Source organism: Mycobacterium neglectum (genome assembly GCF_002591975.1).
GTDB lineage: Bacteria > Actinomycetota > Actinomycetes > Mycobacteriales > Mycobacteriaceae > Mycobacterium > Mycobacterium neglectum.
This window is the reverse complement of the sequence record NZ_NVQE01000004.1, coordinates 187153-207482: the sequence shown is the minus strand read 5'-3', so window position 1 is coordinate 207482 and position 20330 is coordinate 187153. Positions and strand designations below refer to the sequence as shown.

Genomic DNA, 20330 nt, shown 5'->3' with positions numbered 1-20330 from the left:
CACCCGGGCCGCCTGAATGTGAAGCGGAAGCGGATTCAGTCGTAGATCACGTCCAGACCGCGTCGCGCCAAATCGGCCAATGTGTCGCGCATGGCTTGAATCTGTTCCGGTGAATGACCCACCCAGTCGGTGATCTCGCCGATTATTCGTACGGGCTCTCGGGTGCGATAGGAGCGAGTCGGGTTTCCGGGGTGCCGCTTGTCGGTCACGTTCGGGTCGTCCTCGACGGCGCCCGTCGGTTCCACGAGGTATATGCGGCCCCGGCCTTCGCCGACCGCCATCTCGGCTCCCCAGGTGGCGGCGTCGAGCGTCTGGGTGACATAGACGTGGTTGGCGTTGCGGCCGCTGTCGTAGTTCATCCGATGCCCGGGTACCAGCACGTCACCGACCGCCAGGTCGGCCTTGGTGCCGTGCAAAAACGCACCGGACTCATGTGGTTCAAAGGGTTTCGGGCTCTCGGGCACAAGATTCTCCGTCCGTCGATGGTCTGGTCGGACGAGTCTGCGGCACCTAGGGGGTCTTGCCGCAAGCCCCCCGCCCTGCCATAGTTTGAAAGTGGGAGCCGCCTAGTCAGCTGTCCCGCGGTGCTATGAAGGCGCAGTTCACCTGACGGCTTCGAAGTCCGGCATTGTGAATGTCTTCGTGTTCAGCGCCTCGGTCCCGCCGTAGAACCGCACGGCGGGCAAAGGACGCTTGCCCTCGGTCGGAATCCAGTTGGATTCAAGACCTTTGTGCGGTGACGGGCCGACATAGATGGTCACGCCACCGTCGGCATTCTTCGTCATCGTGTCGAGGTCGTAGGAGGACAGGGTGGTTCGGTTCGTCTCGCTGTAGATAAAGGCCATGGTTGCGCGGTCGTAGACCGTCAGTGCCCAGAATTGGGTGACTGGCATGTCTGCAGGCACATCGAGTTTGTAGAGCTGACCTGCTTCGAGCGGCTTTCCCTGGTTATCGGCGATCGCCATCAGATACTGCGTGGCCGGACTGTCGCTGAGCACCTTCGGCATGTACGTGCACCAGAAATACTCCGCGGCACGGCCGATCAAATCAATGTGATCGTCGTAGACGAATGTGAAAGTGCTGTTTTCGTCTGATTGCAGCAGCGAGGCGTAGTGCCGATCGGGCCAGTAGAGCTTGTCGGTCGGGAAGGTGTCGAACCAGTGTTGCAAGAACGCCCAGGCGTCGATGGCGGCCTGGCGCATCGCCCGATTGGCGGTCTCGTCGGGCGCGAAGGGCTGGTCCTTCTTGATGCCCAGCGTGGCCAGCATCCCCATCATGACCTTGTCCTGAGGCTTGACGGGTTCGACGCTGGTGATGGCGTGCAAGTCGACGAAGTGGCGTTCGTCGTAGAACGGAAGTGTGGGGTAGCGGACGTCGATGGGGTCGACGAAGCGTTGTTCGGGTGGATCGGCAGCCTCGGACAGGTAGTAGAGCCGGAGCCGCTGGGCGTAGCGGTAGGCGTCGGCGACGGTCTTGCCCGCGGCCGGTACGGACCGGAAGGCAAGCGCAACACGGAAGTTCGGCGACGCCACCGGTATATACCCCTCGGGCACCACATCGCGGTAGCCGGGCGGGGTGATGAGCAATTTGCCGCCATCGCCCTTGTCTACTCCCGACGGCCCGACGTCGGCTATCGACAGTTGCCACGCGTCGACTACCTGCCCGTACACGCTGCCGTCGGCACCTGCTGCGGGGATCTCCAACACCGCCGGGCCTCGGCGCAGATCTGTGAACGCGGTGATATAGGGCGTGGTGCTGTTCGCGGTGATCGCTTCGAGTTGCGGCGTGGCGGTTCCCGAGTAGGCGATGATGTCGTTGTCCCTCAGGCCGAGATCATCGAAAGCGGCGCGCCGGAAGCTGTAGATCGCCACAGCGGGAAGGCACCACAACGCAGCCTCGAACGCACGCTGGTACTTGATCTGATAATCGAAATCCGTGACGGAGCACGTCGCACCCTCGGGCGGCTGACCGCCCTGCGGTTCAGTTCTTCTGTCCATGTCAGTTCTGACGCGTCACCTGAGGTAACTGCCAGGTTCCGTCGAGGATCGCGTCGGTGGGCTGGTACATACGTAAGATCACGTAGAAATCGCCTGCCGGGGCGGGCAACCAGTTCGTATCCGTCGCCTGGGCTGGCTGCTCGTTCTGAATGGCGATGGTGACCGAACCGCCGGCTCGCTTCTTCAACCCTTCGGTGTCGGTTCCCACTTTGTATCGCTGGATGGGATTCTCAACGAGCATCTTGTCGGCAGCGTTGTACATGGTGAGCGACCAGAACGCGTCGACGGGCGGTTCGGAGGCCATGGTCAGTTCGTATTTGTTTGCGCCGCTGAGTGTCTGGCCGTCGGCGTCGGTGTAGCGGATGGGATACATCGCCTCCCGTTCGCCATTGCCGCCGAGGTATGGCCCGGCGACCATGGCACGCATCGGGTAGTTGAAGCCGAAGCTGTCGAGTCCGGTGACCCAATTCCAGCCGTTGCGTACCGTCGCGGTACTGCCGAAGGACGAAATCGCCACGGCCGGGCCATCGTTTAGCGCGCGCACCACACCGCGACGCGCATAGCCTGAGAGCTTGGACTCGTCGAATCCCTCTGCCGTAAGGCCGATTCGGGCGAACTGACCGAAGAGTGCCTCGTCGGCCGGCTTCACGGCATTCGAGGTCAACGCAAACGCGAGATGCTCAAAGAACCCGAGCTCGTGACCGGAAATCGAGGGCAGAGCGGACAACTCGGGCGAACTCGTGGTCCCGCTCGTTGACTGAAGGGTGAAGTGGTCCTGCAAGTCGTGAACCGGGCCCGCGGCTTCGTCCTGAGCCATGCGCAGCCGCCCCCACAACCATGCCTTGTTGGTCGAGACGTCGAGGCGCGTGGCATCGGTTGGCAGGGTTCCGGTCCATCCGGGCGGCACCAGGACGTAGCGAGCTGACTTCGTGCCGGTCGTCCTTCGACCGATGTAGTGCTCAAGCTCCTGCCACATGTTGAAGACGTTGACGACGTAGTAGCGATCCGAGGTATCTGGAACCGATAGCACCATCGGCTCGTCCAGGACGACGACGGCGCTCATGTACAGGGTGTCGTTGTTGGCGGTCGGCATGTCCTTTGCTGCCGGGGTGGCAAGCTCTCGCGCCCATCCGATCGTGTTGATCGGCGCGCGATAGCTCGTAGCGGCAACTCCCGACGACACGTCGGAATACGTCCGGATGACGCGCTCCATCCGCACGAGGGGATAGCCCCAGCAGTACGCCGAGATTCCGAGCTGATAACCATCGGCCTCGAGACCGGCGGTGATGACCTCTGGGCTGGCGGGAGTAGTCAACAGCGCGTCGTCAAAAGCTTCCCCAGTACCGGCGGTGGGATTCGGCTCAGACACTCCGCGCCTCCTCATTTACGACCCTAGAGGTAATTGACCGAGCTTCGATCGAATAAACGCGCGACACCTAGTCAGCTGTCGCGCGGTTCGATGAAGGAAATCGCGAGAATCATCGCGAGCAATCCAAAGATGGTGATAGCGGACAGCAGGTCGCCCCACTGAAATGGGTAGAGCTCACCGTCGATCGACAACACCAGCACCGTCTCGATGACACCGAACACCACGAAGAATGCACCGAAGAGGATGCGGGAAACCCTGCGATGCAGCGCGGTACGTCGCAGTTCGAGAATCAGCGTCAACAGCAGCAATGGCAGGATCTGTGCGAGCGCCGAGGCCGTCGGGCCGTCCATCACCACGATCGTCATCTGTTCGCTCCGCCCATCGCATCGGACGCTATCAAGCGACTGCACCTTCAGCTAGCGATCGGTGGCGCGTGTTCGAACCCCAGCTGAGGTGCACGACATGTTCCAGTCGATCCTCACGGTGAAGACGCTCACGGCTCAGTTCAACGGCAATGAGATGGCCTGGGTCGGCGAGAGTCATTTCGGCGCCGGACCGAATGTCCAAATCGCCTAAAAGATAGAAATATTCGCCTGGGATGACGATGGCAACCTGCTGATCAAGACCGACTACCCGATGCCAGAATCGGTTGACGCCGACAGCGATCCGTGCGCTCACCTACTCGAGGGGCAGAAGTAGTCCAGCCCGGCCGCGTCCACCGGTGCAGCAACCAGGCAGGCGGAATCGTCAATGCCAGGGTCACTGCGAAGACGGCGATCCACGAGCCGGTGAAGACCGGCCAGCGCAACACCGACGCCATCACGATCTCCATGATGATCACGTGAAGCAGGAAGATCTCGTAAGAAATCTCGCCGAGCCTGACGACCGGAGCTGAGCTCAGCAGTCGCTGGAAGCCATTGCTCTCGCCAAGAACCAACACGGCGACCGTTGAGCAGGCGACGGCGGCGTAGAGGGCGACTTTCGCCAGCGTCTGCCACAGCGTGGCATCACCGGTGGTGACGTCACCGGCGATCGACGTTGACACGAGCAGAAAGCTGCCCACCGCGAGCGGACCTGCGATCAGTAGCCGCACCCGCGCGCCGAGGACCTGCAGCACCGCCAGCGCCATTCCGCCGACGAAGTAGAGCAGATGCGCAGGCAGCCACATGCCCGCCGAGGTGGGTAGCCAGTCGGTCGCGTGTTGCAGCCACAGCCATACCGGGGTGACCGCGGCCAGGCCCCCAAGGCCCACAAGCAGCAGTCCCGGCCGCCAGATCCCCTTGCACAACACCGCCAGCAGCAGCCCGGCCAACAACGGCAGGGCCGCATAGAAGGCGAATTCGACGGCCAGACTCCAGGTCTGCGTCAGCCCCTGATGCATCACGAAGAAGTAGACCGGTTCGTAGATCTGCGTCAGGGTGAGATGCTCCAAAAGGCCCTTCCAGGTGTGCCCGGGGTTGGGGCCTGCGTCACGGAATTGGTACAGCGCAAAGGCGACCAGGACCACGACCACGTAGGCAGGAGCGATACGCCGCAACCGGTGAAATACTTAGCGGCGCAACGACGGTGGCGACGTTCCACCTGCAGCCGCTCGCAGCCACGGACGGAACAACAGAAACCCGGAGAGGACGAAGAAGATCGGGACGCCGATCTCCAGACGCGCGTAAAGCGCCCCAAGGTAGCCATTCGTCAGCTGCCCAGTGCCGTATGCCGCGTGAGTTCCGATGATCAGCAGCGCTGCGAGTGCACGCAGACCGGTGAGCGACGCCACCCGATCCCCGTTGCGGGGCAGGAAAAGTCGTCGGCTATCCATAGGTATCTCTCAGTCCACTCTCAGATGGTCCAGGCAGGCTTGTCTAATCAACTGTGCAATTTGAAGATTCAGGAGCGAAGAAGACGTCATGACCAACACCCCGCCGCGAGCCCCGCGATATCCACACCGTCCGCCCTACGCGGATCATGTTAGGGGACAAGCACGCCCGGATGACGTCAGAACCGAATCGTATCGCTCTCCGTGGGACTGGCGCCACCCAGGTCAAGCGGCGACGCCGCCCTATGGCGCGTATCACACTGTGCGTGAAGATGTTACGGGACCGATTGCCGTTCAACGGCCGAAGCGGTCGCGTGGACATATCAAGATGATCGGCGGAGCCGTCGCGGTCGCGGTGGTGAGTGGCGGCATCGGTGCGGCTGTTGTGGCGGGCCAGTCAGACCCGGCCTCCGTCGGGCCGACCGCGGTGGCCGAAGGGCCGTCGACCAGGCCGGCGGCCAACCTACCGGCCGGTTCGGTGGAGGAAGTCGCCGCCAAGGTGATGCCCAGTGTGGTCAAGCTGCAGATCGACTCGGGCCGTTCCAGTGGCGAGGGTTCCGGCATCGTTCTCACCTCGGACGGGCTCATCCTGACCAACAATCACGTGGTCGCCTCCGCCGCTGCCCCGTCGGGCTACGGAAGTGGTGGCGGCGTACGAGCCACCGTGTCGTTCTCCGACGGCCAGACCGTGCCGTTCGAGGTCGTGGGAACCGATCCCTCAGGCGATCTCGCCGTGGTTCGCGCCCAAGGGGTTTCGGGCCTCACGCCGATCACCATCGGCTCGTCCGCCGATGTGCAGGTCGGCCAGAACGTGGTCGCCATCGGCTCACCCCTGGGCCTGCAGGGAACCGTCACAACGGGAATCGTCAGCGCGCTGAACCGTCCAGTCTCTGCCGGGGATGGTTCCGGTGAGGCGCCCTCGGTGATCGATGCGATCCAGACCGATGCAGCGATCAACCCGGGCAACTCCGGCGGTGCGCTGGTGAACATGAACGGTGAACTGATCGGGGTGAACTCCGCGATCGCGACCCTCGGTGGCAGCCAACAGGGCTCCGGGCCGCCAAACGGCTCGATCGGCCTCGGCTTCGCCATCCCCTCCGATCAGGCCAAGCGCATCGCCGATGAATTGATCTCGAACGGCACGGCCACCCATGGCTCGCTCGGCGTGCAACTCAGCAAGGACCCCACCGCCAGCGGTGCAGCTATCGCCAAGGTCGTCGCCGGAAGCCCCGCCGCGCAGGCGGGACTGCCCAGCGGCTCGGTGGTCACCAAGGTCGATGACCGGGTCATCGACGGGCCCGAGGCGCTGGTCGCCGCGGTGCGGTCGAAGGCGCCCGGTGACACCGTCACGCTCACCTACGTCGACGGGTCCGGCGCAGCTCAGACCACCGACGTCACCCTCGGGCAGGCATAGTCGCGGTGCCGCGCCGTTGATCGGCCTGTCGCACCACAGTGGGATCGGGCACAATCGCGCAAGTGACACCGCCGCAACGCCCCGGCCAGCCTGATTGGCGCGGCCGGGGTGGGCCACCGCCGGACCCGACGACCCAGCGCCTGCCATCCGCCGGACGTCCGGAGCCGCCCACCGATCAGCTCCGCGCGCAGCGACGGTCCCCGCTCACGGGGCCGACCAGGAAAATCCGGCGGGCTGAATCGCCGGCCGACGCGAGTCCGACGCAGAAGATCCCGTCGACGCAGGCGCCGCCGCCACCGTTCACCGAAACCCCGGCGCGCCCGCGCCGCCGCAGCCGTCAGCCGATCGTGCTGATCGGCATCATCGTGCTCGCCCTGGTGGCCGGCGGGCTTGCCGGTGGCGAACTCTTCGCCAGGCACCGTGCGGACTCGATCTTGGTGGCGGTCGCCGAATGCGTCGTCGAGGACGGCGCCTCCGTCTCCTTCGGTGTGAATCCGCCCTTTCTGTGGCAGTACTTCACCGGCGACTACACCAATATCTCGGTCACCACCGACGGCGACCGGGTACAGAGCGCCGACGGTATGACGGCCGAGGTGACCCTCGTCGACGTCCGGTTGCACGAGTCCGGAGATTCCAAGGGCACCATCGGATCGCTCGACGCGACGCTGAGCTGGAAGTCGGCAGGCATCAAGGACACCGTCGCCGAAAACCTGCCCGGCGTGGGCAATCTCGTCACCGGTGTGCGCACCGACCCCGCCGCGGGCACGGTGATCCTGGAGGCCGGCGACAACAACGTCACCGCCAAACCCGTCGTCACTGACGGTGACCTGAACCTGGAAGTCCTCGAGGTGACGGGCCCGCTGCCAAAGGATGCGGTGCAGAGCGCCTTGGACGGATTGACGAAGAAGCTGAACGACAACTACCCGCTCGGAATCCGCGCCGAGAGCGTCGAAGTGACCGGTGCGGGCGTCGTCGGAAAATTCTCCAGTCAGAACGCGTCGATTCCCAACGAGGACGCCAACCCCTGCTTCGCGGGCCTCTAGCCCCCGCTCGGCGGGACCACGACCGCGATTTCGTCGCCGAGCTGGTAGCCGGGCGCGAGCGGCAGATCGTCACCGCTCCAGAACACCCCGGGGTCAAACCAGTTGTAGTGCTTCTCCGTCGACAGCAGTCCCATCTCCTCGTAGGCGATGGCGACGGTTTCGGCGCAGTAGGCGGTCTCGAGGCCGACCTGCAGCTTCTCCTGCTTCTTGCGTTGCGTGGCCTCGCGAACCTTGTTGTGCAGGAACGGGATTCCCCGGGTGAAGTCCGCGGTGTTCACGCGGCCCCGAAACCACCGCCCAGTCAGTTTTGCGGTGCTGGGAAACGGCGTGCCGTCCATGCGGGCAACCACTTTGAGGGCGCGGTCCTCCTGGTCGCGATTGGCGTATGGCGTCAGCTCACGAAACCAGCAGCGCTGGTGGTAGTTGTGCACCCATCGCTCCACGACCTGGCGTGCGTCGTTGAGCTGGACTCCGCGGTGATTGCCGCCCGTCCACATGTCCGTCAGCTTGTCGCCCAGTTCGGCGTGCCAGATCAGCGGCGGCAGATCCTCGATCGCGATCGTCATTCCGACGTGGTTGACCGGGCTGTTGCTCATCGTCTGAATAGCCCGATCGGGCCCTGAACTGCCTCGGAACAGCCACAGATCACCGGTCCGGGTCTCATCGAGCGCCTGCGCCAGCGACACGGTGCTTGGATTCACCGCCACAGCTTAGGCAGACTCTCGGTATGCGTGGCATCTGGAAGTGGGTCGGGCTGGCCGGGGTCGCCGGTGTGGTGGCGGGCGGAGCATTGGTCGCGCGCGATCAACGTCGCCGCAACGCGTACACGCCCGAGGACATCCGCGCGAGGCTGCATCAGCGCGTCGCCGAGGCCGATGAAGCCAAGGACGACAAGAAGCACTAAGCCGCGACGGCGTAAAGCCGGTAGGTCCCGCTGAACCCCTTGAGGTCGGCGTCGCGGCCGCCGTCGAACGCGAAGCCGTCCACCTCGGTGAGTGCGTCGCGGACCTCCTTGCTGACCAACACCTCACCGCCGTCGGCCGCACCGGCCACGCGGGCGGCCATGGCGACGTTGCGCCCGAACAGATCGTCGCCGCGCCGTACCGACTTGCCCACATGGATCCCGATACGCACCCGAATGCTCTCGGATTCCCGACGAAGTGAGCGCTGGATGTCGAGGCTGCGCCGCACCGCCTGGTCCGGCTGGGCGAAAGCGACCATGAAACCGTCGCCCTGGCTCTTCACCACGTGACCCGAATACTTCGACACATGCCGGCGCACCATCTTGTCGTGCCTGCTGATCAGCCTGACCCAGGCCCGGTCCCCGATGCGTTCGTTGAGTTCGGTGGACCCCTCGATATCGGAGAACAGGATCGCGACCCTCCCGCTCGGTGCCAGCCGCGCCAGGTCCGGACGTTCGACCTCGGCCCAGTCGGCGAGGTCTTCGATCGAGGACCGCACCGCTGCCCCGAACCCGTCCTTGCGCAGGATGTTGGCCGTCTGCCATACGGTCTTGACAGCTTCGCGACCACCGGAGAGCAGCATGTTTCTGGTGTCGACACGGGTGCGCAGTTCTTCGAGTTCCTCGCGCTCGCGGTTGCGCTGCACATAGAGCACGACGAGTGCGACGGCCTCCACCGCGGCGATCGCTCCGAGCACGTACGCCGCGATCTGTGCACCCATCACGGGTCAAGTATTGGATGCTGAAGCCGTGATGTCACCGATGCCGGCGATGTCGGGGCAGGCCCCGTACTACGAGAGTCGCTACATCCGGGCCAACCATCCGGACCGGCCGCAGGCGCTGTGGTTGCGCGAGACGTTGCTGTTGCCGACGGTGGGGGAGCCGGTCGCAGATGTGTGGGTGATGGTGTTCGACCCCGACGGGTCGGGAAACCGCGCGCTCAAGGAGCCCTATCCCATCGATGCGGCCACCTACGACTACGACGATTGGACCGCGCGCATCGGTGCGGCCACCCTCGACGACCGCTCGGCACAGGGCGTCGTCACCGGCGGTGCCCGCTCCGCGCGCTGGGACCTGCGGATCACCCCGGGGACCGACGAGCCGGTCAAGCTCCTCACCGAGCGGGCCTACCGGGCGCGCGTCCCGACGGCCAAGACCACGGTGCGACACCCGCTGGCGCGGTTCAACGGCTTGCTCGAACTCGATGACTCACGCGTCGTCCTCGACGACTGGACCGGCAGCGTCAACCACAACTGGGGTTCCAAACACACACCGTCCTACGCCTTCGGCCAGGTGTGCGGCTTCGATAACGCACCGGACTCAACGCTGGAGATCGTGACGGCACGCGCCGCGATCGGCCCGGTGCTGACGCCTGCGGCGACGCTGTTCGTATTCCGGCACGCCGGCGAGGAATTCGCGGTGCGCTCGGTCCTGCACAGCCTGCAGACGCACGCCCGCTATCGGCCGTTCTCGTGGACGTTCGGCGGCCGGATCGGGGATCACATGATCGAGGGGGAGATAATCGTCGAACCCGAAGACGTCATCGGCCTGACCTATACCGACACCGATGGCGGGCAGAGGTACTGCTACAACTCGGCCATTGCGACGTGCCGAATGCAGGTGGCGGGCAGGGCATTTGCACGTGGGGAGCTGGTCGCTTCCCGGCGGGCGATGTTCGAGATCCTCACCGACGTCCGCCATGAAACGGTGCCATTGCTGGCCTAGGCGAACCGTGAGTGTGCGGTTTCGTCCGCGACACGCCGGTACAGCGCATCAAACGGCACACTCGGCAGTGGGTCGTCCGCTAGGCGAACGCCTTCGTCACCGTCGCCATGTCGAAGTAGTCCGACCACTTGACGATCTTGCCGTCGACGACCTCGAAGACGCCCATCACCGGCAGCGCGATCTCACCGCCGTCCTTGCGGCGCATGACGTCGGTGCGTTCGTTCATGACGATCCCGGACGTGCCTGAGCCGTCGCTGACCTGCCGGTGCACCTGGAAGTCAATGCCGTCGAACGCCGCCGTGAACCCGGCGATGAACTCCTTGATCGCCTCCGGTCCGGTCACCGGATCCATCGGGACGTTGTGGTACACGCCGTCTTCGGTGAAGTAGGAGGCCAACTCGGCCGCGTCGGGGCCCACTTCTTGCAGAACTCGGTCACCAGCGCATCAGGGGTTTGTGTCATCCCCTTGTCATACCTTGAATCGGGGCTTGCTCGGTAGGCTGGCCTCCCGCGACCTGATGCAGGAGATGACTGATGGACACGACGCCGGTTCGCTCGGCCCAGCGGGTTGTCGAGACGATCGACCTCGCAGGCGTCCGTTACGTGTTCGGAATACCCGGCGCCAAGATCGACGCCGTCTTCGATGCGCTGCTCGAGGGGACGGCGGAACTCGTGGTGTGCCGCCATGAACAGAACGCAGCTTTCATGGCAGCGGCGATCGGCCGGCTGACGGGTACGCCGGGCGTTGTCCTCGTGACGTCGGGGCCGGGAACCACTAATTTGGCGACGGGCCTCGTCACCGCCACCACCGAGCAGGATCCGGTGGTGGCCATCTGCGGTGCAGTCAACCGCGACCAAAGGCTCAAGCGCACGCACCAATCCATGGACGCGGCACGCTTACTCGGCGCCGTCACCAAGTACGTGGGCGAGGTCGCGGCCCCCGATGATGTCGCCGAGACTGTAGCCAACGCGTTCCGTCTCGCTGCCACCCATCCACGCGGAGCCACCGCGGTGCTGTTGCCCGCCGATGTCGCCGCAGCGGTGACGGCGGCGGCACTGACGACGATGCCCACGGTTCCCCGGATGGGATCCGCTCCGGCGGCGGGCATCACACGGGCCGCCGAGGCCGTATTGGCGGCGCACGCACCTGTGGTGCTCGTCGGTGACCGCGGCTCAGACCCCGAGATCACCGCGGCACTGCACCGACTCATTGCCGACACCGACCTACCGGTCGTCGAAACGTTCCAGGCCGCCGGGGTGATCTCCCGCGAACTCGAGACGCACTATCTCGGGCGGGTCGGGTTGTTCCGAAACCAACCCGGCGACGTCGTGCTCGCACGCGCCGATGTCGTCATCGCCGTGGGTTACGACCCGGTGGAATACGACGCGCAGCTGTGGAATACCGACCCGACCCGGACGGTCATCCACATCGATGCCGTGCCCGCCGCCATCGACAACCACTATCGGCCGGCAATAGAACTACACGGCGATGTCGCGGCGACCCTCGGCGAACTCGCGCCGCTGCTGAGCGGCCTGCGAGTCGGCGCCGAGGTGAACAACGCCATCGCTGAACAGCGTGACCGACTCACCGCCATCGATCAACAGGCAAGAGCAACAGCAGAATCCGAGCACGGACTGAATCCGGCCGCCGTCGTGCTCACCCTGCGCGACCACCTCAGCGACGACGCGACCGTCGCGTGCGACGTCGGCTCGAACTACATCTACATGGCCCGGCACTTCCGGTGCTACCGACCGCGGCACCTGTTGTTCTCCAACGGGCAACAGACGCTGGGCGTCGCGCTTCCGTGGGCTATCGCGGCCGCCCTGGTGCGACCAGACACGCAGATCGTCTCGGTATCCGGTGACGGCGGATTCCTGTTCTCCGCACAGGAACTCGAAACCGCACAGAGGCTCGGAGTGACGCTTACCCACATCATCCTGCGCGACGACACCTACGACATGGTTGCGTTCCAAGAGGTGATGAAGTACGGCCGTACCTCCGGGATCCAACTCGGTTCCTACGACACCGTGAGCTACGCCGCCGCGTTCGGGGCGCACGGCTACCGCGTTAACACAATGGCGGAGTTCGTCAGCACGCTCGAAACCGCGCTTGCCGAGCCAGGAGTCAGCATCATCGACGTGCCCGTTGACTACAGTCACAACGTCGATCTGGGGCAACAACTCCACGACGATGCGTTCCACTGACCCCCTATGACTGATAATGCGCGGAGTCGAATCGCACGGCTCGCCAAGGTATTTCATCATCATCTCCCACTCACGTCGACGACGTCCAGCACGCCCCAGGCCTCCCGCGAGGTGTTCCAGTACTCAACGCTGGAAGCGCTGCTGGGCGGCGTTTACGACGGTGAGGTCACGATCGGCGAGTTACTCACCCACGGTGACTTCGGACTGGGGACCTTCAACAGCCTCGATGGTGAGATGATCATCCTCGACGGGATCTGTTATCAGTTGCGATCCGACGGGACCGCCCGGGTCGCGTCCGACAGCGAGCAGACACCGTTCGCCGCGGTGACGTACTTCAGCCCGCAGGCGACGTCGACTGTGCATGCCCCGATGACCTATCAACAGCTCGATACTCTTGTCTCCGAACAGATTCCAAGCCCCAATCTGAATTATGCCATCCGGGTTACCGGCCACTTCAGCACTGTCAGGACACGGACCGTCGCACGACAGCACCGGCCCTATCCGACGTTGACCGAGGCCACCGAGGGACAAGCCGAAGCGACGTTCACTGATATTGCGGGAACGCTCGCCGGCTACCTCAGCCCCAGCTATGAGCAGGGGATCACCGTGGCCGGGTACCACCTGCATTTCCTCGACGAGAGCCGCACCCAAGGCGGTCACTGCCTCGACTTCACCCTCACCAGCGGCGCCGTCGCGATCGACACCATCACCGCACTGCACCTCAGCCTGCCGCAGTCGGGAGCGTTCCTGACCACCCCGATGCCTCTGCCCGGGGCGGCCGACGAGCAGATCCGCAAAGCCGAAGGCGGCGGGTCATCTGCCAAAGCTCACTGAAACAACGTAAATCGCGCCCGCGACGGCCGCGATCCGATGGTGCTGAGGTCGACGCCGAACGCGGCGCCGACCGTCCATGCCACGACCGCAGCCAGGTTCCACCCGGCCAAACACATCACGAGGGCCTACCAGCCTTCAGTCAGCACCCTGTCCAGGGTGTCGACATAGAAGTCGGCCCCCTCGACATCAATGCACAACGGCGGCTTGGTCTTCAGGATGTTGAGATGATCGCCGGTCGGCTGGATGATCACGCCGAGTTCGAGCATGCGGTCGCAGATCGCGGCAGTCTCCTCGGTTGCGGGCTCGAGAGTCTGCGCATCACGAACCATCTCGACGCCCAGGTACAGCCCGATTCCGTGCACGGTGCCGATGATCGGATGCCGCTGCTGCAGTGCTTGCAACCCTGCCTTGAGGTGCGCGCCGACTCGAGAGGCGTTCTGTTGCAGCGCCTCATCGGCCAACACGTCGAGCACCGTGATGCCGATCGCACACGACAGCGGGCTGCCACCGGTCGACGAGAAGAAGTAGCCCTGCGATGCGAATCTGTCGGCGACCTCGCGGCTGGTGATCACCGCGCCGAGCGGATAGCCGTTGCCCGTCGACTTGGCGATCGACACGACGTCGGGCACCGCGTCTTGCTGCTGGAATCCCCAGAACCATGCGCCGAGGCGGCCATACCCGACCTGAACCTCATCGGAGATCGCCAGCCCGCCGCCGGCGCGCACGGCGGCATACACCCGTTGCAGGTAGCCGTCGGGCAACGCCATGCCGCCCGCATTGCCGTAGACGCTTTCGCAGATGAAGCCCGCGGGCGCTCGGCCGGCGGCGATCAGTTCCTCGATTTGCTGCACCGCATCACCGGCGTACCGCACCGCATCGGCCCCGCGGTACTTGCCACGGAAGCTGTTGGGCGACTCCACCGTGTGCACCCAGTCCGGCCGGGTCGCAAGCGCATTCGGATTGTCGGCGATCGAGGTCGACACCGCGTCGGTGCCGTAAGTCCACCCGTGGTAGGCCTCCCTGACCGCCACCACATCGCGCCGGCCGGTCGCCGCTGTGGCCAGCCTGATCGCCAGATCGCTTGCCTCCGAACCGGAGTTCACCAAGAACACGGTGTCCAACGGGTCAGGCAGGGTGGCCGCCAGCCGCTCGCTGAACTCGACCACCGCCTCGTAGTTGAACCGCGAATTCGTGTTCAGCTTGCGAAGCTGACGGGCCGCGGTGTCGGCGACTCGCGGATGCGCATGGCCGAGCACAGTCACGTTGTTGACCATGTCGAGGTAACACCGGCCCCGGGTCGAAAGCAGGTAGTTGCGCCAACCGCGTTCGATCTGCGGCGGCGTGCGGTAGTAGTGCTCCTGCACCTGGGCGAAACTCGCGTCGCGGCGCGACAGCAAATCGCGGGCAGTCCGCGCCTCCCTCGCACCCAACCCGAGCAGCGGTCGCGGATCCCGTGCCAACGCAAGCCAGCCCGGCGCCAACTCCGCGGTCGTGAACAGCGGGGCCACCGGGGCGCCGGCCGGCCGGACACCAAGCTGCACCCACTGCTGGGCCGGTGCCTGCGCAAGGGTCCCGCCGGCCCGCAAGCTGCCCGTCGCGACCGCCTCCACACCTGAAAGGGTCAACTCGTAACCGCCACCGCGGAAGGTGACGGAGTCCGGCGACGCATCCATGATCTCGCCGTCCCACGGGGCGAGCAGGGCGGTGTCGGCCGCCGGCCACAGGCCGATGCCGGTTGGTACGACCGCGGGGCTCTCATCACTCAATTTCGGCGCCCGATCCAGCCTCGGCTGACCGAACATGGTGGCCGCCAGATCGGCGCCGCCGTCAACGGCGGCGCGCGCCTGCACATCCGCGACATCCGTTGCGAGCCATCGTCCGTCGTCGTAGCAATCCGACGTGGTCGACAGGTCCAGTGTCACCACCGAGGCGACGTCGACGAGTTTGGACGTCACCTCGACCGCATAAGAGGCCGGGGCCAGTCCGAGGTGGGCCTTGACCGCCGCGGTCATGACCTCGATCGGGACCGAGGTGGCCTGTTCGAACATGCGCCACTCGCCGTCGGACTGCCCGGTCACGTAGTCGTTGTCGGGGTCGAGCGCGGCCTGCTGCGCGCCGCTGACGATCAGTACCGCGGTGCGCAGCACCAGTAGCGGCCAGAATGCTTCCGCCTCGGTGACCGACAGCGGCCGAATGTCGTTGAACGCCCGGACCACCGGCAGCACGGAGGCCGGGTGGCTGCCCGCATGCCCAAGCACGCATGACGCCGTGATCGCCAGTTCGGCGACGGCCCAGCTGTCAGTCAGATCCCCGAAGTCGATGACCCCGTCGGCGTGTGCGAACCCACGATCGCGCGACACCACCACGTTCGCATCGGTGAGATCGAGATGCACCGCCTGGCGGGGCAGGTCTTCGGCCAGTGCCGCGATGCGAGACCACGCCGCCTGCGTCGCTGACTCGAGTGCGGTCCGGTGCGCCGGATCGGCAACGTGTGAAATCAGTTCGGCGACAACGTCGGCGCCGTGGCGCAGATCCCATTGCAGGATCCGGTCCAACCCGGGATGGGTGAATGCGGCGAGCGCCCGGCTCACCCGGCCGGCCACCTCGCCGAGACCGGCCGCTGCGGCGGGCGACAGATAGCCGGCCTCGAGCAGCGTTCCGCCCGGAAGATACTGCAGCAGCCTGATGTACGCGGTGCCATCAACCAAACCCGTTATGGTCGTGCACTTCTCACCGGCGAGGTTGGGAAGTGGAACCGCGACCCGCAAGTCGGGTTCGGCCGCGGCGATCTGGTGCGCCGCCAGATCCTGAGCGTTGAGTTCGGCTTCGTTGAAGGCCGGGTTCGCGACCTTCAGCACCCCGGCGATCACCCCGTCGTCTAAAATGACGGTGAAATTCCGGTCTTGCTGGCTACCAAGCGATTTCGCGCGGGCCCGCAATCCGTAGTGCTCGTGCAGGATCTGCTCGGCCTGCTCCTCGCTCACCTGCGGCGCCGGCAACTCCGGCTCTTCCAGGAAATTGAAGCCGACGGTGCGGCGGTTGACGGTCACTTGCAGACGAACTGCACCACGACTTCGGAGAAGGCATCGTTGTCATCCCCGGCGGCCGTGTGCCCGGCTTCGGAGAGCTCGACGAACTCGGCGCGGGGCACCTTCTCCAGAAAGTCTTTGACACCATCGGAACTCACCACGTCAGAAAGCTTGCCACGGATGAGCAGGATCGGGATCGTCGACTCGATCACCGCCCGTTCGAGCTTCTCGATCCGGACGAACGGGTCGTCCGTCGGCGCGGTGAGGAACGCCGGATCCCAGTGCCAGAACCACCGGCCGTCACGCAGTCGCAGATTCTTCTTCAACCCCTCGGGGCTGCGGGGCTTCTTGCGATACGGCAGATAGGCGGCGACCGCGTCGGCCGCTTCGTCGAGCGAGGCGAAACCGTCGATACCACTGGCCATGAAGTCGCGAATGCGGGCGCTGCCGTCCTTTTCGTACCGCGGCACCACATCGACGAGCACGAGTTTGGTCACCTTCTGTGGTCCGGCGACGTAGGCGACCAGCATTCCGGTCATTCCGCCCATGCTGGCGCCGATCAGGACCACCGGACGCCCGATCTGATCGATGACGCCAAGGGTGTCGTCACACAGCGCGTCCACCGTGTAATTCGCGTTCGGCGCCCGGTCGCTGTCACCGTGGCCACGGCTGTCCAGTGCCACCACATGTAGGCCCTGATCGGCCAGGATCTGTCCGGTGCCCTTCCACGAGAACCGGTTCTGGCCGCCGCCGTGCAGCATCAGCACCGTCGGCTGATCGGAATCAGATGTCGCCGCCGGGGCGGCTCCAGCGTCGGAGTTCCCGCGGTTCCACTCGTCGGCGACCAGGGTGATGTCCTCGCTACCGCGGAACTTCACGGTTTGCGGTTCGCTGCGGGTCATACTCACGGCATCCTCCAGGCTGGCCCCGGAGCCTCACGTTACCGAGGCAAGAATTGCGTCGATCTTCGGCCCGCGGGCTTCGCCACTTCCATACACTTTGGTACGTGCAGCCAGATTCTGCCGACGATGGTGACCGCGGATGCATCATCGATGCCGCATACACCTGTCTCGCGGAGCCGCACAGCGGTGCGATTCCAGTGGCGGCGATCCTGCAGCGCGCGGGTGTGTCGACGCGGGCGTTCTACCGCCACTTCGAGTCCAAGGACGAACTGTTCCTGGCGATGTTGCGCCAGGAGACCGACCTGTTGGCCGAGCGCCTTGACCGCATCTGTGCAGACGTCCCTGGCGGCCCGGTGGATCAACTCAAGGCCTGGATCGCCGGCATGTTCGGATTGATTCACGACGACCGGACCCGAATGCATTTCACGGTCATCGACTCCGACGAAGTGCGCGCCGCCAAGGGATACCGCGAGACGCGCGAGCAGGCCCACGCCGATCGGGAGCGCTCGCTGGTCGGGATTCTGCGCCGCGGCCGCGAGGACGGCACATTTCCATTGGCCGATCCCGAAGAAGATGCGATCGCGATCAGTGCGCTGATCAGCAGGGTGCTGCTCTCCCAGCATTACCAGGACGGAGACGGTGTGCAGCGGGCGCAGAACCAGGTTCTGGACTTCGCGTTGCGCGCCCTGGGCGCCACCGGGCGATGAGTTTCAGGCGGTACCGCAGTCTGTTCTGACATGCCTTCGATTACGCCAAGCCTCTGGTTCGACAACAATCTCGAGGAAGCCGCTGCGTTCTACACAGCGATCTTCCCCAACTCCTCGATCGAGGGGTTCGAGCGGTATACCGGCACCGGACCGGGTACGCCCGGCGAGGTGGCGTGGGGCACGTTCTCGCTGGACGGACAGCGGTTCATCGGCATCAACGGTGGCCCGCAGTTCTCGTTTTCCGAAGCGGTGTCGTTCGAAATCCGCTGCAAGGACCAGGCGGAGGTCGACTATTACTGGGAGCGGTTGCTCGACGGGGGCGAGGAGTCGCAGTGCGGGTGGCTCAAAGATCGGTTCGGCCTGAGCTGGCAGGTCGTGCCTGACCGGCTCTATGAGCTGCTCGCCGACCCGGACCCCGAACGCGCCGCCGCGGCAAACCAAGCGATGCTAGCCATGCAAAAGATCGTTGTCGCCGAATTGGAGGAAGCCGTCCGTATTTGACGGTTACTGCATCTAAATAGCGTCCCGGAAGTAGCCTTTCGTATGGCTTCCGCCGGGCAACGTCGCCTCGCTCACGGTCCTGTCGCGCGTCCAGCAATCCGTGATGCTACGGTCACCCGCGTCGCTGTGCTCTGGTCCGATTCACAGCACATGTGGAGCCGGGGGATCTGTTCAGGCGGAAGGAAGTAGCACGTGGTCGCTTCCGACGTCGTCACCAAGCCGGTCCGCGCTGTCGGCGGGTTCTACGGGATGGCGCTCGACACGTTCGTCGCGATGGTCAGGCCGCCGTTTGCATGGCGCGAATTCATCACCCAGGCGTGGTTCGTCGCCCGCGTGTCGATCGTGCCGACGCTGATGTTGACGATCCCCTACACGGTGCTGCTGACGTTCACCTTCAACATCCTGCTCAGAGAGTTCGGCGCCGCCGACTTCTCCGGCACCGGTGCCGCGCTCGGCACGGTGCGCCAGATCGGGCCGATCGTGACGGTCTTGGTGGTCGCCGGCGCGGGAGCCACCGCCATGTGCGCCGACCTCGGTGCCCGGACCATTCGTGAGGAACTCGACGCGCTTCGGGTGATGGGCGTCGATCCGATCCAGGCGTTGGTGGTCCCGCGCGTGCTCGCCGCGACCTTGGTGTCGCTGGCGCTGTCCGCGACGGTGATTCTCGTCGGACTCGCAGGCGCGTACTTCTTCTGTGTCTACATCCAGAACGTCTCCCCGGGTGCGTTCGCGGCGGGCCTGACCCTGATCATCGGGGCCCTCGACGTCACGATCGCCTTGATAAAGGCGGCGTTGTTCGGGCTCTCGGCCGGTCTGATCGCCTGTTACAAAGGCATTTCCGTCGGCGGCGGTCCCGCGGGTGTCGGCAACGCGGTCAACGAGACAGTGGTCTTCACCTTCATGGCGCTGTTCGCGATCAACGTCGTCGCTACGGCGGTGGCAGTGCGGGTGACGATGTGAGTAGCCCCCCGATGGAAAGGAGCCGCCGGCCGATTGACCGGCGGTTCCCGCGCCTGGCGCAGCGGCTTGACGGCTGGGTCGGAGCCTGGAATCAGGTAGGCGTGCAGACCAAGTTCTACGGCAAGACGCTGCGCAGCATCGGCTACGTATTCACGCACTACCGGATCGAACTGATGCGGATCATCGCTCAGATGGGCCTGGGTACCGGCGCTCTGGTGGTGATCGGCGGAACCGTCGCGATCGTCGGGTTCCTCACCGTGACCACCGGCGCGTTGGTGGCGGTGCAGGGTTACACCGACTTCTCCGAAATCGGCGTCGAAGCACTGACCGGATTCGCGTCGGCCTTCTTCAACGTCCGCCTGATCGCGCCGGCGACCACGGCCATCGCACTGGCGGCCACCATCGGCGCCGGCGCCACCGCACAACTGGGGGCGATGCGAATCAACGAGGAGATCGACGCGCTCGAGGTGATGGGGATCCGCAGCGTCGCCTATCTCGCCTCGACCCGCGTGATCGCCGGTCTCATCGTGGTGATCCCGCTGTACTGCGTCGGTGTGCTGGCGTCGTTCTGGGCGGCGAAGTTCGGCACCACGGTCATCTACGGTCAGTCGACGGGCGTCTACGACCACTACTTCCGGACGTTCCTGAATCCCACCGACCTGGTGTGGTCGTTCGTTCAGAGCATCGCGATGGCGGTGGTGATCATGTTGATCCACACCTATTACGGCTTCACGGCAAGTGGCGGACCCGCCGGCGTGGGGGAGGCTGTCGGGCGTGCGGTGCGAACCTCACTTATCGTGGCCGCGTTCGTCGTGATGATGATCTCGCTGGCCGTGTACGGGCAGTCCGGCAACTTCAATCTGGCTGGATGAC

General features: G+C 65.0%; 18 protein-coding genes and 2 pseudogenes. 10 read left to right on the top strand and 10 right to left on the bottom strand.

Annotated elements, in window-relative coordinates; genetic code table 11:
* Positions 1-35 precede the first annotated feature (35 nt).
* From arr to CSQ99_RS05515, 5 genes and pseudogenes are all read right to left on the bottom strand, one after another.
* Complete coding sequence (arr, locus tag CSQ99_RS05535) at positions 36-464, bottom strand: NAD(+)--rifampin ADP-ribosyltransferase (protein WP_099038042.1); 429 nt, start codon at positions 462-464, stop codon at positions 36-38.
* A gap of 138 nt (positions 465-602) precedes the next feature.
* Positions 603-1997, bottom strand: coding sequence for a DUF1254 domain-containing protein (locus CSQ99_RS05530; RefSeq protein ID WP_099038041.1), 1395 nt, complete (start codon positions 1995-1997; stop codon positions 603-605).
* 1 nt (position 1998) lies between these two features.
* A complete protein-coding gene (locus CSQ99_RS05525) occupies positions 1999-3366 on the bottom strand; it encodes a DUF1254 domain-containing protein (RefSeq protein ID WP_218014577.1) in 1368 nt (455 codons plus the stop codon).
* A 71-nt stretch (positions 3367-3437) separates the two neighbouring features.
* Positions 3438-3731, bottom strand: a complete 294-nt coding sequence (locus tag CSQ99_RS05520; protein ID WP_099038039.1) for a hypothetical protein — start codon at positions 3729-3731, stop codon at positions 3438-3440.
* A gap of 254 nt (positions 3732-3985) precedes the next feature.
* A pseudogene (locus CSQ99_RS05515) lies at positions 3986-5179 on the bottom strand (acyltransferase family protein).
* 88 nt (positions 5180-5267) lie between these two features.
* Here CSQ99_RS05515 and CSQ99_RS05510 point away from each other — a divergent pair.
* Positions 5268-6590 (top strand): S1C family serine protease, encoded by a 1323-nt coding sequence (locus CSQ99_RS05510; protein ID WP_099038038.1) that lies wholly within the window; start codon positions 5268-5270, stop codon positions 6588-6590.
* Positions 6591-6652: 62 nt separating this feature from the next.
* Positions 6653-7633, top strand: coding sequence for an LmeA family phospholipid-binding protein (locus CSQ99_RS05505; protein ID WP_245908705.1), 981 nt, complete (start codon positions 6653-6655; stop codon positions 7631-7633).
* Here CSQ99_RS05505 and CSQ99_RS05500 read toward each other — a convergent pair.
* Positions 7630-8319, bottom strand: a complete 690-nt coding sequence (locus CSQ99_RS05500; RefSeq protein WP_099038103.1) for a guanylate cyclase — start codon at positions 8317-8319, stop codon at positions 7630-7632. The genes CSQ99_RS05505 and CSQ99_RS05500 overlap by 4 nt on opposite strands.
* Before the next feature lie 41 nt (positions 8320-8360).
* Here CSQ99_RS05500 and CSQ99_RS05495 point away from each other — a divergent pair, with 41 nt between their 5' ends.
* Complete coding sequence (locus CSQ99_RS05495; protein WP_099038037.1) at positions 8361-8537, top strand: hypothetical protein; 177 nt, start codon at positions 8361-8363, stop codon at positions 8535-8537.
* Here CSQ99_RS05495 and CSQ99_RS05490 read toward each other — a convergent pair.
* Positions 8534-9316, bottom strand: a complete 783-nt coding sequence (locus CSQ99_RS05490) for an adenylate/guanylate cyclase domain-containing protein (protein ID WP_099038102.1) — start codon at positions 9314-9316, stop codon at positions 8534-8536. The genes CSQ99_RS05495 and CSQ99_RS05490 overlap by 4 nt on opposite strands.
* A gap of 31 nt (positions 9317-9347) precedes the next feature.
* Here CSQ99_RS05490 and CSQ99_RS05485 point away from each other — a divergent pair, with 31 nt between their 5' ends.
* Positions 9348-10319: a hypothetical protein gene (locus CSQ99_RS05485; protein ID WP_099038036.1), complete on the top strand. Its 972-nt coding sequence runs from the start codon at positions 9348-9350 to the stop codon at positions 10317-10319.
* A 79-nt stretch (positions 10320-10398) separates the two neighbouring features.
* On the opposite strand, the pseudogene CSQ99_RS05480 reads toward CSQ99_RS05485, so the two are convergent.
* A pseudogene (locus CSQ99_RS05480) lies at positions 10399-10781 on the bottom strand (nuclear transport factor 2 family protein).
* Positions 10782-10853: 72 nt separating this feature from the next.
* On the opposite strand from CSQ99_RS05480, the gene alsS reads away from it, so the two are divergent.
* Together alsS and budA are read left to right on the top strand one after the other, a co-directional pair.
* Complete coding sequence (gene alsS / locus CSQ99_RS05475) at positions 10854-12524, top strand: acetolactate synthase AlsS (protein WP_099038035.1); 1671 nt, start codon at positions 10854-10856, stop codon at positions 12522-12524.
* Positions 12525-12530: 6 nt separating this feature from the next.
* Positions 12531-13358: an acetolactate decarboxylase gene (gene budA, locus CSQ99_RS05470; RefSeq protein WP_099038034.1), complete on the top strand. Its 828-nt coding sequence runs from the start codon at positions 12531-12533 to the stop codon at positions 13356-13358.
* Between the two features lie 125 nt (positions 13359-13483).
* Here the strand turns inward: budA and CSQ99_RS05465 are convergent, their stop codons facing one another.
* Positions 13484-16408 (bottom strand): aminotransferase, encoded by a 2925-nt coding sequence (locus CSQ99_RS05465; protein WP_099038033.1) that lies wholly within the window; start codon positions 16406-16408, stop codon positions 13484-13486.
* Positions 16405-17289, bottom strand: a complete 885-nt coding sequence (locus CSQ99_RS05460; RefSeq protein WP_425437782.1) for an alpha/beta fold hydrolase — start codon at positions 17287-17289, stop codon at positions 16405-16407. Before CSQ99_RS05460 ends, CSQ99_RS05465 begins: the two co-directional genes overlap by 4 nt.
* Positions 17290-17393: 104 nt before the next feature.
* Between CSQ99_RS05460 and CSQ99_RS05455 the strand changes: the two genes are divergently transcribed.
* The 4 genes from CSQ99_RS05455 (at position 17394) to CSQ99_RS05440 (ending at position 20329) form a co-directional block, all read left to right on the top strand.
* On the top strand, positions 17394-17996 hold the full coding sequence (locus CSQ99_RS05455; RefSeq protein ID WP_176560884.1) for a TetR/AcrR family transcriptional regulator: 603 nt from the start codon (positions 17394-17396) through the stop codon (positions 17994-17996).
* Between the two features lie 30 nt (positions 17997-18026).
* The gene (locus CSQ99_RS05450; RefSeq protein ID WP_099038031.1) at positions 18027-18497 is read left to right on the top strand and encodes a VOC family protein; all 471 of its coding nucleotides are present in this window, start codon (positions 18027-18029) and stop codon (positions 18495-18497) included.
* A gap of 192 nt (positions 18498-18689) precedes the next feature.
* Positions 18690-19457: an MlaE family ABC transporter permease gene (locus tag CSQ99_RS05445; RefSeq protein ID WP_099038030.1), complete on the top strand. Its 768-nt coding sequence runs from the start codon at positions 18690-18692 to the stop codon at positions 19455-19457.
* 11 nt (positions 19458-19468) lie between these two features.
* On the top strand, positions 19469-20329 hold the full coding sequence (locus tag CSQ99_RS05440; RefSeq protein ID WP_099038029.1) for an ABC transporter permease: 861 nt from the start codon (positions 19469-19471) through the stop codon (positions 20327-20329).
* Position 20330: the final 1 nt, after the last annotated feature.